At 54.3% G+C, this 14611-nt stretch carries 14 protein-coding genes; 5 read left to right on the top strand and 9 right to left on the bottom strand.

Annotation, left to right across the window (positions count from 1 at the left end; translation table 11 throughout):
- The first annotated feature begins 89 nt into the window (after nt 1-89).
- Both METAL_RS15880 and METAL_RS21870 read left to right on the top strand, forming a co-directional pair.
- Entirely contained in the window at nt 90-1490 is a 1401-nt protein-coding gene (locus METAL_RS15880) for an L-lactate MFS transporter (RefSeq protein ID WP_031429795.1), read from the top strand.
- Between the two features lie 39 nt (nt 1491-1529).
- Nucleotides 1530-1658, top strand: coding sequence for an MFS transporter small subunit (locus METAL_RS21870; RefSeq protein ID WP_281023966.1), 129 nt, complete (start codon nt 1530-1532; stop codon nt 1656-1658).
- 76 nt (nt 1659-1734) lie between these two features.
- On the opposite strand, the gene METAL_RS15885 is transcribed toward METAL_RS21870, so the two are convergent.
- The 7 genes from METAL_RS15885 to sodB form a co-directional block, all read right to left on the bottom strand.
- The gene (locus METAL_RS15885; RefSeq protein ID WP_005373899.1) at nt 1735-2235 is read right to left on the bottom strand and encodes a cytochrome P460 family protein; all 501 of its coding nucleotides are present in this window, start codon (nt 2233-2235) and stop codon (nt 1735-1737) included.
- 181 nt (nt 2236-2416) lie between these two features.
- On the bottom strand, nt 2417-4483 hold the full coding sequence (locus METAL_RS15890) for an amylo-alpha-1,6-glucosidase (protein ID WP_005373901.1): 2067 nt from the start codon (nt 4481-4483) through the stop codon (nt 2417-2419).
- Nucleotides 4480-6423 carry a malto-oligosyltrehalose trehalohydrolase gene (gene treZ / locus METAL_RS15895; RefSeq protein WP_005373902.1) on the bottom strand — a complete coding sequence of 648 codons (1944 nt, stop codon included), beginning with the start codon at nt 6421-6423 and terminating at the stop codon, nt 4480-4482. The genes METAL_RS15890 and treZ overlap by 4 nt, the downstream gene beginning before the upstream one ends.
- 409 nt (nt 6424-6832) lie before the next feature.
- Nucleotides 6833-7339, bottom strand: coding sequence for a PRC-barrel domain-containing protein (locus METAL_RS15900; protein ID WP_005373904.1), 507 nt, complete (start codon nt 7337-7339; stop codon nt 6833-6835).
- A gap of 635 nt (nt 7340-7974) precedes the next feature.
- Nucleotides 7975-9339, bottom strand: coding sequence for a YhjD/YihY/BrkB family envelope integrity protein (locus METAL_RS15905; RefSeq protein WP_005373906.1), 1365 nt, complete (start codon nt 9337-9339; stop codon nt 7975-7977).
- 219 nt (nt 9340-9558) lie between these two features.
- Nucleotides 9559-10230, bottom strand: a complete 672-nt coding sequence (locus tag METAL_RS15910) for a Bax inhibitor-1/YccA family protein (RefSeq protein WP_005373908.1) — start codon at nt 10228-10230, stop codon at nt 9559-9561.
- A gap of 240 nt (nt 10231-10470) precedes the next feature.
- Nucleotides 10471-11052, bottom strand: coding sequence for a superoxide dismutase [Fe] (gene sodB / locus METAL_RS15915; protein WP_005373909.1), 582 nt, complete (start codon nt 11050-11052; stop codon nt 10471-10473).
- A 236-nt stretch (nt 11053-11288) separates the two neighbouring features.
- Between sodB and METAL_RS15920 the strand changes: the two genes are divergently transcribed.
- The 3 genes from METAL_RS15920 (at nt 11289) to fdxA (ending at nt 13097) form a co-directional block, all read left to right on the top strand.
- A complete protein-coding gene (locus METAL_RS15920; protein WP_005373911.1) occupies nt 11289-11768 on the top strand; it encodes a CYTH domain-containing protein in 480 nt (159 codons plus the stop codon).
- A 156-nt stretch (nt 11769-11924) separates the two neighbouring features.
- Nucleotides 11925-12608: a tetratricopeptide repeat protein gene (locus METAL_RS15925; RefSeq protein ID WP_005373913.1), complete on the top strand. Its 684-nt coding sequence runs from the start codon at nt 11925-11927 to the stop codon at nt 12606-12608.
- A gap of 165 nt (nt 12609-12773) precedes the next feature.
- Entirely contained in the window at nt 12774-13097 is a 324-nt protein-coding gene (gene fdxA / locus METAL_RS15930; RefSeq protein WP_005373915.1) for a ferredoxin FdxA, read from the top strand.
- 102 nt (nt 13098-13199) lie between these two features.
- Here the strand turns inward: fdxA and rplQ are convergent, their stop codons facing one another.
- Nucleotides 13200-13562 (bottom strand): 50S ribosomal protein L17, encoded by a 363-nt coding sequence (gene rplQ, locus METAL_RS15935; RefSeq protein ID WP_005373916.1) that lies wholly within the window; start codon nt 13560-13562, stop codon nt 13200-13202.
- A 26-nt stretch (nt 13563-13588) separates the two neighbouring features.
- Nucleotides 13589-14599 (bottom strand): DNA-directed RNA polymerase subunit alpha, encoded by a 1011-nt coding sequence (locus tag METAL_RS15940; RefSeq protein WP_005373917.1) that lies wholly within the window; start codon nt 14597-14599, stop codon nt 13589-13591.
- Nucleotides 14600-14611: the final 12 nt, after the last annotated feature.

Raw genomic sequence — 14611 nt, forward strand, 5'->3', positions numbered from 1 at the left:
AGTTTTTTAAGGCTGAATCGTCCCATCCGGCCGCCTCCGCCGCCCTTTAATTTTTAATGCCAAGCCATCACCGAGGAGCTTGCCCCCCAATGTCCGGTTTTTTTTCCAAGCAACGCATCACCGCCTCCCGAAGCTATAACCGCTGGATGGTGCCGCCCGCCGCGCTGTCCGTGCATCTGTGCATCGGCCAGGCTTACGCCTTCAGCGTTTTCAACGACCCTTTGACCAAGGTGATCGGCATCACCGAGCCTGCGCCGGACGACTGGAAACTGACGACTCTCGGCTGGACATTCAGCCTGGCGATCGTATTTTTGGGCTTGTCCGCCGCGTTCGGCGGCAAATGGCTGGAAAAGGTCGGCCCCCGGCTGACGATGCTGGTCGCCGCCTGCTGCTTCGGCGGCGGTTTCTGGATCTCGGCGCTCGGCATCCACCTGCATCAGATCTGGCTGATCTATCTCGGCTACGGCATCATCGGCGGCATCGGGCTGGGCCTCGGCTACGTCTCGCCGGTGTCGACGCTGATTAAATGGTTTCCGGACCGGCGCGGCATGGCGACCGGTCTGGCGATCATGGGCTTCGGCGGCGGCGCGATGATCGGCGCGCCGCTCGCGGTGCTGCTGATGGATCATTTCAAGTCCGCGACCTCGGCCGGGGTGCTCGAAACCTTCATGGTGATGGGCAGCCTGTATTTCGTTTCGATGCTGATCGGCGCGTTGACGATACGGATTCCACCGAATGACTGGAAACCCGAAGGCTGGACGCCGCCGGTCATCGAAAATAGGATGATCACGAAAAATCATGTGCATATCGACCGCGCCCTGCTGACGCCGCAGTTTTACCTGCTCTGGCTGGTGTTGTGCCTGAACGTGACCGCGGGGATCGGAGTACTGGGCCAGGCGTCGGTGATGATCCAGGAAATGTTCAAAGGCACGGTAACGCCGGCGGCCGCAGCCGGGTTCGTCGGCCTGCTCAGCCTGTTCAACATGGGCGGCCGTTTTTTCTGGTCCTCGGCCTCCGACTTTCTGGGTCGTAAAAATACCTACATCATTTTTTTCGCGCTCGGCGCGGTGCTGTACGCCTCCGTTCCGATGGCGGGCCGGCTCGGCAATATCGGCCTGTTCATCCTGTTGTACGCGGCGATCATGAGCATGTACGGCGGCGGCTTCTCGACGATTCCGGCCTATCTGGCCGATATTTTCGGCACCCGCTATGTCGGCGGCATCCACGGGCGCCTGTTGACCGCTTGGTCGACCGCCGGCGTGGCGGGACCGGTACTCGTCAATTACATCCGCGAATTCCAGATCGAACAGGGCATCGCCAACGCGAACGCCTATAACGTGACGATGTACATCATGGCCGGCATTCTGGTGGCTGGCTTCCTCTGCAATATGCTGATCCGGCCCGTCCATGAAAAACACCACATGCGCCATGACGAATTCGATGAATTCGACGGCGTTTTTCCGCATCGGCCCGCCTCCGATGCCCATTAAAGCCGTTTCAACCCATTCGATCTTAAGGAAAGTGACCCGATGAAACCCGACGACCGTCCCAAATCCACTCCCCTGGCACTGGCGATACTGTTCTGGCTGTATGTCGCCACCCCGCTGACCTGGGGCATCTGGTCGACACTGAAGAAAGCGATGGCGCTGTTTAATTGACTTGGGGAGAGGCGACTTATCCGGCCTCTCCCGTTTATTGCGGCCAAAAGCGGCACGCGCAGCGTACCCTACGCCTTTACGGCAGCGGCGCGGGATGCGTAAAGACCGAATCGTTGTCCTTGACCTGATCATGGCAGGCCAGGCATTCCTGCACGAATGACGCATCCTGGCCGTACGGCTTCTGTTCCATGCCGAGCCAGCGCGCAAATCCCCAGCCGCCGGTCTTCGCATATTTCGCCGAATCCTTGATCATGAATTCGGCGTGCACGAATTCGCCGGGCACGGTCGCCGCCGGCCAGTTGGGGTGCGTTTGGTCTTTCCAGGCTAGCTTGCCGAGGATGCTCCCGTCCGGCCAGGGATGGGTATTGCCGGTCCGGGCGGCATCGACCGCCGTGTCGTTGCCGACGATCACCCGCAACGACTCTTTATCCTGCCGGTGCGATACGCCGATCACGCGCCAGTTTTTGTAATACGCCGGCAGTTCGATCCCGTTCGGCGCCGGCGCCGGTTTTTCGGCAGCCCAGGCTGCGCCGGCGGCAAAACAGGCGCCAAAGGTTAAGGCAATGGTCAATTTCATCGGTTTCTCCTCGGATAAGTGGGCAATGAGAGTTAAGCCGAGACCGGAAACGGGATGTTTCGGCACGGACGGCGCCGTCTCTCATTGGCCGGATTATACCGGATTGCCTTGCGGGGAATGAACCCGGAAAAAACGGAAATGGATGAATTAAAGGGAAAAGCGTTTTTCAGGCCGAAAAATTTTATTGAGCCGCTTTCTGCCCCTCTTCGGACACTTTGCCCCAGACCCTGAGTATCTCTGCGACGCTCCATGCCTGAGCGATGCATCCGCGCGGCGAAAACGGGCTTTCGGCATCGAAAACTTCGCTGATCGAGCCGATACAGGCTTCATGCAGATGCTTTTCCAATAGCTCATTCAGGAAGTCGCGCATCTCTTTATGCTGGTCCGGATAAATGCGCAACCAGGCGTCTACGTACGGGCCTATCAGCCAAGGCCAGACCGTACCCTGGTGATATGCGGCATCGCGGGTGCGCAAATCGCCGTGGTAGGTCGGTTTATAGTCGGGATGATCCCGCGATAAAGTGCGCAGACCCACCGGCGTCAGCAACCGGTCTTTGACGACCTCGAATACCGGCTGCCAGTATTCAGGCTCCAGCACCGGATTGGAAAGCGAGAAGGCGAATAGTTGATTGGGGCGGCAGGCCGGGTCGTCCTGACCGTCTTCGCCGTCGACGATGTCGTATAAGTATCCCGTCCCGGGATTCCAGAAGCGTTGGTTGAAACTTCGCCGGGCAAGGTCCGCAAGCTGCGAGATCTGGCTCAGCGGCGCGTGGATATTCTCTTCCTGCAGCCATTTTTCCAGCAGGCGCAGCGCGTTGTACCACAGCCCATTGATCTCGACCGCTTTGCCGCGGCGGGGCGTGACGATCCAATCGGGTAATTTGGCATCCATCCAGGTCAACGCGTAACGGGGATCGCCCTGGATCAACAGGCCGTCTTTCGGATCGCAATGAATACCGAAGCGCGTGCCTTTGATGTGATGTTCGATAATGTCCAGCAGCTTGCGCAGCAGGCCTCTGAGCAAGCTCCGGTCGCCGGTAATCGAGACATAGCGTTCCACCGCATGAAAATACCACAGTGTCGCATCGGCGGTGTAATACACCCCCTCGTCTTCCCCTTCCGGAAACAGGTTGGGAATCAGCCCGTCACGCAGATGATAAGCGAACGTACGCAGAATGAGTCCTGCCTCGACATGCCGGCCGGTTACCAGCGTCAGTCCTTCCAGGCTGATCATCGTATCGCGTCCCCAATCAGTGAACCAATGGTAACCGGCGATGATGGTGCGCACATCCCCGCCGGTGGCGCGCATCCGCGCGGTTTCGCCGACCCGGTCGGCCGGCGCGACCACAAACTGATCGGAGGCCAGCAACAACTGCTTGACCAAGCTTTTATCGAATCCCGGACGCGCGGTTCTCAGCAAGGTGGTACGCCGTTCCAGTTCGGCCTGCAGCGCCTCCGCGGGCGACAGTGCCAGCATGCTTTCCCAGTTCTCGGTGGAAGCGATCAGCGTCACCGTCTTGCCGGGGACGAGATCGGCCCGGAAATAGCCGGGGCTCCATAGGTTGCCGTGGGCCTCATAACCTCTTTGTTCTTCGATCCGATAAAGAATGTCGCTGAAGCGTTTGGGCTCGATCGTGAACGCCGGACTGCCGTCTTCAATATAGAGGCATAAGGGCGGAATGGAGGCGCCATGAACCTCGATACGCCCGGCGGAAGCTTTGAGGTCATAAAATTCCAAAGGCGGCCCTTCGTTCAAAGACGTGTCATGCCGGCGAAAATGCACGGCGATGCGTAGCTTGAGCCGCACCGGTCCCGGCCCTGAAACCAGACGGTAACCGATATGCACGGTATTGCTCATATGCGGCATCAAGATCCATTTTTCGATCACATGATCCTTCAGTTCGTACCGCCATACCGGCATGCCGGCGTCCAGGCGGAATTCGCGCAGCGTGGACATGCCATAAAGATCCAGGGCTCCGCTCGTCAATTCGATGCCGCCGATTTTCTGCGTGGTACCGTCAGGCAGCCGCACCAGTTCACTCAATTGATTGAGCATCACGTAGCGGCCGTGAGGATCCGGAATCGCCGCCGTCAACAGACTGTGGTAACGGCGCGTGGGAACGCCGGAAATCGTTCCTGACGCATAACTGCCCAGTCCATTCGTGACGATCCACTCGTGCGTCAGCAGGGCTTCCTGTTCGGCAGGCGTCCCGGTCCAGTTCGTTCGAATCACAACATCGCTGATCATGATGGGGTATCCTTTGGTGATTGAGAGACAGGATGCAGCACAACGGCGGACTCGCCCTGCAAATACCAATTGTCCTCGGCGGGCCAGGGCGGCATGCCCAAACCGCCGTACCGGGGATCCTCGCTGGACCACAGGGCATCCCAAACGCTCCCCGGCAGCGGCGCCAGCAGCGGTTCCGGGGCGGGAACGAGATGAAGGTCCCGGCTTAGATTGACCAGCAACAGGCGGTCGTCCCCCGGTTTGTCCCCGAAAAAACGGATTACCCACGCATCCAGGCTCAGCACCGCGCCGTCGATACGCTGGCTTTGCTGACAGGTTTGAAATACCGGATCCTCGCGGCGCAGGCGCAGCAGATCGCGGTGCAAGGCATATTCTTCCTTATGCTGATAGCGGTCGTTCAGGTTCAACTTGGAATGCGTAAACGTGACCGGGTCCCGGGGATCGGGCAGCCGTGCCTGCATTTCGGGCGTCGCCAGGGAACGGAACTGGGCCAGAAATTCGGAGCGCCCGCGCGCGACCAGATAGGCAATGTCTTCTTTATGGTCGGCAAAATAAAAAAAGGGGCTGGTGGCGGCAAATTCCTGACCCTGAAACAGCATCGGGGTCTGCGGCGACAGCAAGAACAGCGCGGTCAATGCCCGGTAGCGATTGGGGCTGGTCAACAGGTGAATGCGTTTGCCGCTGCCGGAATTGGCCAGTTGATCGTGGTTCTGGATGAAGTTTACGAATTTGGCCGGCGGCATGTTCAGTACCGGGGTGCCGCGATGCTTATGCTGCCACGAATACCATTGGCCCTGATATAAAAATCCCCGCTTCAAGGTGGAGACGAATTCCTGCGCCAATCCCCGGTAATCGCTGTAGTAGGCGTCGGCGCGCCCGGTCATCGCGACCATTGCGGTATGGTGGAAATCGTCGTTCCATAGGGCATCGATGCCGAAACCGCCCTGTTCGGAAGTCAGGAACAGTCGGGCGTCCTGCGGTTCGTTCTCGCCGATTACGAAAGTTTTTCGCGGAGACCCCGCGTGGTGCACCGTTTGCACGATTGCGGCAATGATGTTGACCGGGGAACTGTCGAAAATCTGCTGGGTGGCATCGAGGCGCAGGCCGTCGAGGTGAAACTCATTGATCCAGTAGGCCGCATTGGCGAGCACGTACTCGCGTACCGGGGCGGAGTTAGGCCCGTCAAAATTCAGCGCATCGCCCCAGTCGCACTGATAACGCGCAGAGAAATAGTCGTTCGAGAATTTTCCGAGATAATTGCCGTCCGGGCCGAAATGATTGAATACCACATCCAGAATCACCCCGAGCCCGACCGCGTGCGCCTCGTTCACGAAAAACCGGAATTCGTCCGGCGTGCCGTAAAGCCGCGTCGGCGCGAACAGATTGACGCCGTCGTACCCCCAGCCGAACCGCCCCGGAAAATCGGCCACCGGCATGATCTCCAGCACGGTCACGCCCAGTCGAGCCAATTCGGGCAGTTCTTTCGCGGCGGCGACCCAGGTGCCTTCGTGCGTGAAGGTACCGATATGCATCTCGTAAATCACCTGACCGTGGGCATCGACTCCCGGCCAGGCGGCGTCCGTCCATTCGAACGTCAACGCATCGATTACCTGCGAAGGCCCGTGCGGGCCCTGCGGCTGAAAGCGCGAAGCGGGATCCGGATACGGCTGCGGATCGCCATCCAGCAGGTAACGGTACAGCCCCCCTACGCAGGGCTCCTGGACGATGGCCGAAAAATAGCCGTTTTCCTCCTTTTGCAATTCGACTTCGACCGGCCAATGCGGAGAATCGATCTCTTCCCCACGCGGATTCATCGCCAGTTTTACCGATTTTCTCTCAGGCGCCCATACCCTAAAATGAATGCCTTTTTCCGATGCTCTCTCCGCGCCTACCGGAAAGCGCCGGTTATCGATCGATCTGCCATCTGTTTTTTTGTTCATATTGATTGATCCAACCGAACCGTTAAACATCAATCAAGGCTGATTTCGAGTTTTTCGGAATGACGCTTCGATTTGCGGCATGCAGAAACCGAAGCGTTCTTTTCCGGGCAGGCCGGTTAGACTCCGGGACTCATAAAGCGCGCCTTGCGCTCACTCGACCCTCAAGATCGAGATCCGGCAGGTTAAGGGATAATTCGGCTGCCTGAACGACGCGCCGCCCGACGCAGCCGATTTTCCCTTGTCGAGGAAAACGGGGACCGGCCAATGCCGGGCCGGTCTTGTTCTTCCGCCTTCTCCCGGCTTTTCGGACCGGCCATCCCATCCGGGCGGCCGCCTATCTGTAAAAACGAAAAGGTATCTCTGCAGGTTCGCAAACCGGCCTCAGGGCCCGCCCTCTTCTTGAAACGCCTTAAGGATTAACGCGGTAGAAACGGTTCAGATCCCCGCGTTGCTGCTGCCATTGCGCTGCGCTCACGGGCCAATGGTCCTCATCGAATCCGGGGGCATTTTTCAAAGCTTCTTTATCCATATTCAGCGTAAAATAATCCTTATCGGCAGACCAGCGTACGGCATTCCACGGAATCGCGAACAGCTTGTCGCCCATTCCCAAAATACCGCCGTAGGAAACGACGACATAGGCGAGACGTCCGCTCGTAGGATCGAGCACAAGATCCTTGATGTCGCCCAGGTCCTCCCCTTTGGTATTTTTCACATCGGTGCCGATAATCTTGCTGGCTCGACTGACTTCCTGCATTTCTTCATTGACCGCTTTCTGTAGCTCCCTTTGTTTTTCCCTGACGTCTTGCCGTTCTTCTCTGACTTCTTCTCTTTTCTCCTTAACGCCTCCGGCATAAGAATTGCTTGCGATCGCCACGCCGAAAACAGCTGCCGTTACAACAGGAATCAATGATTTCATGTTTTTACTCCCTTGGTTAGGTGTTAGTTATCTCGACTTAAATGCCGAGAAGGGCTGAATACGTAATAACGTTTCACAAACCCGAAATTAACCGAGGTATTCAATATCGTCTGTTCGGTAATAAACATACTTGGCATCGGCAGGCCCTTTTATTTCTCCGTGGTTTCTTCGAACCCACCGCTATACCGCCTTGAAGCCGGCGAACGAACCGATTATTCCGGAGGGAAATGCGGCCCTGACAAAGCCCTGCGGATTGAAATTCGCATCGCCGTGGGAGGAAATGCTTTGCGGAAGGAAATGATGCAGTTAGAAAAAATATCGCCCAGTACCTGCCCGAATGCCAAGGAGTACTGATCAAAACGCAGGTGGGCCTGATCACGCGCTATCGTTGCCATATACGGCCTATACGCTGCGCACTTTGCTGGCGGCCATTAACGAGGACATCGCGGGCCGCCGGTAAGCGTATTCTGGCGCTGCAGGAAATGGAAACGAAGGCCCGTGCGAATAACGATGAAACGACCGCGCAACGATGCGCGCCGGATCCGGAATACGGAGGCTCACCTTGAGCCTATTCGAGAAGTGGTACGCGATTATGGATCGTTCGATCAGAACTTCGATCCCAAACGCTCCGAATCTCAACGTTCCCCGGTTTCCGGCCCGTCTTGCGTTTTTGGCGCCGGCGGTTGAATCAGATCGCTTAAACTTTGTCCCTCCAGAACCGCCATCGCCGCCACTTCGATACGGTTTGCCAGTACTCCCACGGCCTCCTCTTCGTTTTCCGGACGGAAAGCCGCCTGCTCCTGTCCGTCCAAGGCACGCAGCCGGGCATAGACTGCCTTCAAGCTGATCGTATCGAGAGCCCGGGCGGGAAGATAGGCGTTCGGTTCGGACTGGATCGCAATCACAAACCCGGCCTTGTTGAGACCTTGTAAGATCTGGCGGACCGATTCCCAGGGCTGGTCGATTTCATCCGCCAATGCGTGCAGTGTCCACGGTGGCCTCCCGTCATGGTACGCCTTGCCAATCAAGTACAGGACCAGAAAACCGAAATATTCCTGCTGGCGATGGCTCAGGTACGGTCTTTTGTTTTTGTGCAGAAGATAGCGCGGATATTGGTATAAGAATGAGACGACGCCGCCCAACAGCACGATCAGCCAACTGACATACAGCCAGATCATCGACAGCAGAATGATCGCAAAGCTCGAATAGATCGCATTGTAGCTCGTCGATTTTTCGACGAAGATGCCGAATAGCCAACCGCCTATTTTCCAGGTCAACCCTGCCGCGATACCGCCGACCAAAGCGGAACCAAAGTTGACCCGGGTATTCGGCATGAAAATGTAAAGAAAAGTCAGCGCCGCAATGATCAGTACATAAGGCAAAATCAACCCGGCGAGATAATACGCGGTGCCGAAAGGCTCCAGCGCAATCATTTTCTGCACCAGGGCATTACTGGCCATCGACGCCATCATGCCCAGTGAGGAAACGGTCAGAACCGGTCCGACCAGCAGCACGCTCATATAGTCGCTGCTGCGGTGAATCCAGTTTCTTGACGCCTCGACTCGCCAGATGCGGTTGAAACATTCCTCGATGATGCTCAGCAGCGAAACGACCGTGTACAGCAAGAATACCAAGCCTGCCGTTCCCAGAACGCCGATACTGATGTTTTCGACATAGCCGATGACTTGGTCGGCAAGCTCCGCGCCTTTTTCGCCGAAGGGCTCAAGTACGCCCAACAGCAGCGGCATCAACTGATTATGCACGCCGAACGCCTTAAGGACCGAGAAACTAACCGCCAGCAACGGCGCCAGCGACAATAGCGTCGTGTAAACCAGCCCCATCGCACGGTATTTCAAATCGGGGTCGGATGCTTCGCGGAACAGAATCAGCAGGCCGCGCAACAACGTGATCCGTTGCTTGGCAAAATCGGAGCGCGCGCGCCCGTCTTCCTGCCAAATAGCGGTCGTCAAATAGTGTTTGATCGCGTTAAGGTTCGGCATCAGCAAATTTTCCTTATCGGCAATCCGAAAAAGCACCGCATCGAGCCGAAGGGCAACGGCCTCCCTGCCGTAATAAAAGCCAATCTCGCGCTGTTGCGGGTTTTATGACTCATCGCCCGTACGCAACAGAGCAAAACAGGCGAATTGTGGAGGCGGGAACAATGGCCGTGAAACGCTTGGTTTTCGACGCGATCCCCGCAATGACAAGAAAGATAGGGACTACTCGTCGCCGCCGAATACGCCGAGCAATTGCAGCAAGCTCAAGAACAGGTTATAGATCGACACATACAGCGACACGGTCGCCATGATGTAGTTCGTTTCGCCGCCATGCACGATTTCGCTGGTCTGAAACAAAATCATCCCCGACATCAGCACGATGAACATCGCGGAGACGGCAAGCGACAGCGCAGGAATCGTGAAAAAGATCGCCCCCAATCCGGCCAGAAAGGCGACCAGCACGCCAACCAGCAGGAAACCGCGCATGAAGCTGAAATCCTTGCGGGTAGTCAGCGCATAAGCCGACAATCCCAGAAAAATCGTGCCGGTGCCGCCCAGCGCCATCATCACCAACTGGTTTCCATTGGTAAACGCCTGCAGGTACAGGTTAATGATCGGCCCCAAGGTCAACCCCATGAAACCGGTCAACGCAAAAATCGACAACAAGCCCCAAGCGCTATTGCGCAACTTGGTCGTCAGAAACAGCAAGCCGAAATAGCCGACCAGCGTCACTACGACGCCCGGATGCGGCAGATTCAACATCATCGAAAGTCCGGCGCTCATGGCGCTGAACAACAGCGTCATCGACAGCAGCATATAGGTATTGCGCAACATTTTATTGGCTGCCAACACCTGGGATTCGGAGCGGATAATTACAGTATTAGGGGTACTCATCGAAAATAATCCTCGTGAAAAATGCATCTCAAGCAAAAAGACCCGTTAATCTTACAAGAGTTTCAATGCGTAAATAAAGCAAAGAAAGCTGACTGCAACAAAAAAGCCGATTTTCATTTGCCAGCCAAAAGACAATCGATCACCTCACTGCCCGGTTTCGGATCCTCCAATAAGCAGCAACGGCTCTCAACATAAAAAACCTTCCGCGCAGAGGCGCAGAAGGTTTCGATTCAGGAAAAATCAGGCCGCGAAATTCGCTGCCGCAAAATCCCAGTTCACCAATTTCCAGAAGGCTTCCACATAGGTGGGACGGGCATTGCGGTAGTCGATGTAATAGGCGTGCTCCCATACGTCGCAGGTCAACAGCGGTTTTTGACCCGAGGTGAGCGGGCATCCCGCATTGCCAGTGCTAACTAGAGCCAGAGTACCGTCGTTATTCTTGACCAGCCAGGCCCAGCCCGAACCGAAAGTCGTAACGGCGCATTTGGTGAATTCTTCCTTGAATTTTGCGAATGAACCGAACGTCGCATTGATCGCATCGGCCAACGCTCCGGCCGGCTCCCCGCCACCATTGGGCGACAGGCAGTTCCAATAGAAAGTATGGTTCCAAACCTGAGCGGCGTTATTGAAGATCCCGCCTGAAGATTTCAAAATAATTTCTTCCAGAGACAATCCTTCAAATTCGGTGCCGGGAATCAAATTATTCAAATTCGTAACATAAGCTTGGTGATGTTTGCCGTAGTGATACTCGAGAGTTTCTTCGGAAATGTGCGGCGCCAAGTTGTTTTTGGCATAAGGCAAAGCAGGAAGTTCGAAAGCCATTTGATAAAATCCTTAAATCAGTTGAACATAAGAAAACTAAATACCCGGAATTCCCACGTATTTAGTCAACTAATACTTTAACATTGCTTGCGTTTCAAGCAAAGTCCACGTGGTAAACGTCTGTTCACGTTTATTCCGACCTTTTCAAGCGTCATCCGTTCCCCAAGATTATTTTAAAGGCCTGGGTGCGGTTGTTTTACAATACCTCTCCCCCAACTGTTTTTTCCGATAAGGCCATGGCATTAGAAGTCGAACATAAATTTTTACTCGCGAATGAAAACTGGCGGCAAGCGGTCGAGCGCTCCGAAATATTCAGGCAAGGTTATCTAAGCTCACAACCGACCAGTTCGATTCGGGTCAGAATTTGCGAACGCCGGGCTTGGTTGAACATCAAAAGCGCCACGGTAGGCACTCACCGGCTCGAATATGAATACGAGATCCCGGTTACCGACGCTGAAGAGATTATGGCCCATTTATGCAAAAAACCATTGATCGAAAAAACCCGGCATTATGTCCGGCACGGCAACGACCTCTGGGAAATCGATGAATTCGAAGGCGCGAACCAGGGCCTGATCGTGGCGGAAATCGAACTTGACGAAATCGGCCGGGCTTTTGACAAACCTGCCTGGCTAGGTGCGGAAGTCACCGATGATTTGCGTTATTACAACAATAACCTCGCTTTACATCCTTATTCCGAATGGGGTGAAAAACCATAAACAGCCGATATTGTTCGGCACATTATCTTTCAACAACCCTTTGTTATAAATACAAGATTTTCCCTATTGCCGGGAGAGGTCGAGAGCGTCTGGCATAGAGAAAAATTTTTTAGAAAAGCGTTGAATTGCGGCGAAGATTCCTCTATAGTTCGCTGTATGAAAAAAACTACTTTTGTTGCATTATTACTACTATCGAGCCAGTGTGTTGCGGATAATCTCGGCAGTACATTGCAATCGATCGAAAGCGAATGGGCCTCTATCTACTATAAGACCCCCAAGGCCAGGCAAGGCAGCGCCTATCGACAGCTCCTGGAGAAAGCGACGCTGCTCAAAAAACAACACCCGAAAGCGGCCGAGCCGATTTTTTGGGAGGCCGTCATCAAAGCGACCTCGGCCGATACCCAAAGTGCCCTCTCCGCGCTGTCGTTAGTCAACGAAGCCAAGGAACTGCTGCTAGAAGCAATCAACATCAATCCGAACGCGATGGACGGCTCCGCCTACGTCACTCTCGGCACCCTGTATTACATGGTACCGAAGTGGCCTATCGCATTCGGCGACAACGATAAAGCCAAAGAACTGCTTGAAACCGCGCTCGAAATCAATCCGAACGGCATCGACAGCAATTATTATTACGGCGATTTTCTGCTAACGCAAGATCGGCCGAAAGAAGCCAAAAAATATTTCGAACACGCGGCCAATGCACCGGCACGCCCGGAGCAGGTTTTTGCGGATAGCCAGTTGAAAACGGAAGCGCAAAAAGCGCTCGACAAGATCCGGAAAGAGGAAACCGGCAAGAAGCTCGTTGCCTCGTTCAGCAACGCCTCTTCTATCCGCTACTAATGCGCTTCAAGATTAACGCACCGCTGTCCCGGCCACCTGTTTGGTTAATGCATCTGCTTGATTCATAACTACACTATACCGATAGGGTATTCAATCGAAACCCGGTTTCTGTTATGATAACCCACCTTTAACGACGATAATTCGACAACTTTCCCGGAAATAATTATGGCTTTTGTAGTCACTGAGAACTGTATCAAATGTAAATTTACCGATTGCGTGGACGTATGCCCCGTCGATTGTTTTCACGAAGGTCCCAATTTCTTGGTGATCGATCCCGATGAGTGTATCGACTGCACACTCTGCGAGCCCGAATGTCCGGCGAATGCGATCTTTTCCGAAGATGAAGTTCCGGAAGATCAACAAGAATTTATCGAGTTGAACGCAACGCTGTCCAAAGAATGGCCCAGCATTACCGAAGTTAAAGCCGCATTACCGGATGCCGACGAATGGAACGGCAAAGAAAACAAGAAACAGTATTTGGAAAAATAACTCGATCCTTTCCTCAATTGAAATTCGAGCCGGCAACGACCGAATTTCACCAGCAAAGAAAAGCCGGGACTAGCCCGGCTTTTTTGTCCTCTTGAATCAGGCTTATTGCGGTCTATCAACCAGTTCGACATAAGCCATCGGCGCATCATCACCGGACCGGAATCCGCATTTCATGATACGCAGATAACCACCCGGTCTACCTTGATAGCGAGGCCCCAGCTCGTTGAACAATTTAGTGACGACATCACGGTCGCGCAATTTGGCGAAAGCCATACGGCGCTTTGCAACGCTGTCTTCTTTTGACAGGGTAATCAAAGGCTCGGCGTATCTTCTCAACTCTTTCGCTTTCGGTAGAGTGGTTTTGATAAGCTCATGATTGATCAACGCACATGTCAGGCTGCTGTACAACGCCTTACGATGGCTGCTGGTAATGCTGAATTTTTTTCCGGATTTTCTGTGTCGCATTTTATCGGGACCTAGCTATATGGATGTTAATTGCTTGAATGAATATGCTCTGCCAGACTATCCGGCGGCCAGTTTTCCAGGCGCATGCCAAGCGACAGCCCTTTTAGCGCCAAAATATCTTTGATCTCGGTCAGAGACTTCTTACCCAGATTCGGCGTCTTCAATAACTCGACTTCAGTGCGCTGAATCAAATCGCCGATATAGAATATATTTTCGGCTTTCAAACAGTTCGCCGAACGCACGGTCAATTCGAGATCATCGACCGGACGCAGCAAAATCGGATCGAAATTATCTTCCGGAACATAGATTTCTTCAGCCGGCTGCTCTGCCACCTTCTCGAAATCGACGAAAACGGACAACTGATCATGTAAAATGGTCGCGGCCAATTTGATCGTTTGTTCAGGATCGACGGTACCGTTGGTTTCGAGCTCGATGATCAGCTTGTCCAAATCGGTGCGCTGCTCGACCCGGGTGCTCTCGACCGAATACGCGACGCGAACGATCGGACTATAGGAAGCATCCACATGCAATGCGCCGACCGCAGATGTACTATCATTGCGCGTTCTGCGCACACTGACAGGTTCATAACCTCTGCCGCGGCGAACGCGAATCTTCATATTCAAAGACCCCGACTGGGTCATGTTGGCAATCACCAAATCGGGATTAACGATTTCCGCATCATGAGGCAATGAAATGTCGGCAGCCGTGACGGTGCCTGCACCTGTTTTCGACAAGGTCAAAACGGCTTCATCCCGCGAATGCAGGATGACCGCCAATTGTTTCAAATTCAGCAGGATGTCAATGACATCTTCCTGAACACCTTCAATCGTGGTGTACTCGTGCAGTACGCCGTCGATCTCGACATCGGTTACTGCGCATCCTGGAATCGTAGAAAGCAAAACGCGGCGTAAGGCATTGCCAATCGAATGACCAAAGCCGCGTTCAAGCGGCTCTATGACGATCTTTGAATGATTCTTCGATTTACTAATAACCTCAACGATACGAGGCTTCAACAAACCAGAAATTGAATTCTGCATTTAATTCCCTCA

This window comes from Methylomicrobium album BG8 (genome assembly GCF_000214275.2).
Lineage (GTDB): Bacteria > Pseudomonadota > Gammaproteobacteria > Methylococcales > Methylomonadaceae > Methylomicrobium > Methylomicrobium agile.

Bases quoted from the DNA above. Each gene is read 5' to 3' on its own strand.
- METAL_RS15905 (WP_005373906.1), bottom strand. From the start codon at position 9,339: ATGCCGAACCTTAACGCGATCAAACACTATTTGACGACCGCTATTTGG.
- METAL_RS15925 (WP_005373913.1), top strand. From the start codon at position 11,925: ATGAAAAAAACTACTTTTGTTGCATTATTACTACTATCGAGCCAGTGT.
- METAL_RS15900 (WP_005373904.1), bottom strand. From the start codon at position 7,339: ATGAAATCATTGATTCCTGTTGTAACGGCAGCTGTTTTCGGCGTGGCG.
- fdxA (WP_005373915.1), top strand. From the start codon at position 12,774: ATGGCTTTTGTAGTCACTGAGAACTGTATCAAATGTAAATTTACCGAT.
- METAL_RS15885 (WP_005373899.1), bottom strand. From the start codon at position 2,235: ATGAAATTGACCATTGCCTTAACCTTTGGCGCCTGTTTTGCCGCCGGC.
- METAL_RS21870 (WP_281023966.1), top strand. From the start codon at position 1,530: ATGAAACCCGACGACCGTCCCAAATCCACTCCCCTGGCACTGGCGATA.
- METAL_RS15890 (WP_005373901.1), bottom strand. From the start codon at position 4,483: ATGATCAGCGATGTTGTGATTCGAACGAACTGGACCGGGACGCCTGCC.
- sodB (WP_005373909.1), bottom strand. From the start codon at position 11,052: ATGGCTTTCGAACTTCCTGCTTTGCCTTATGCCAAAAACAACTTGGCG.
- treZ (WP_005373902.1), bottom strand. From the start codon at position 6,423: ATGAACAAAAAAACAGATGGCAGATCGATCGATAACCGGCGCTTTCCG.
- rplQ (WP_005373916.1), bottom strand. From the start codon at position 13,562: ATGCGACACAGAAAATCCGGAAAAAAATTCAGCATTACCAGCAGCCAT.
- METAL_RS15880 (WP_031429795.1), top strand. From the start codon at position 90: ATGTCCGGTTTTTTTTCCAAGCAACGCATCACCGCCTCCCGAAGCTAT.
- METAL_RS15940 (WP_005373917.1), bottom strand. From the start codon at position 14,599: ATGCAGAATTCAATTTCTGGTTTGTTGAAGCCTCGTATCGTTGAGGTT.
- METAL_RS15910 (WP_005373908.1), bottom strand. From the start codon at position 10,230: ATGAGTACCCCTAATACTGTAATTATCCGCTCCGAATCCCAGGTGTTG.
- METAL_RS15920 (WP_005373911.1), top strand. From the start codon at position 11,289: ATGGCATTAGAAGTCGAACATAAATTTTTACTCGCGAATGAAAACTGG.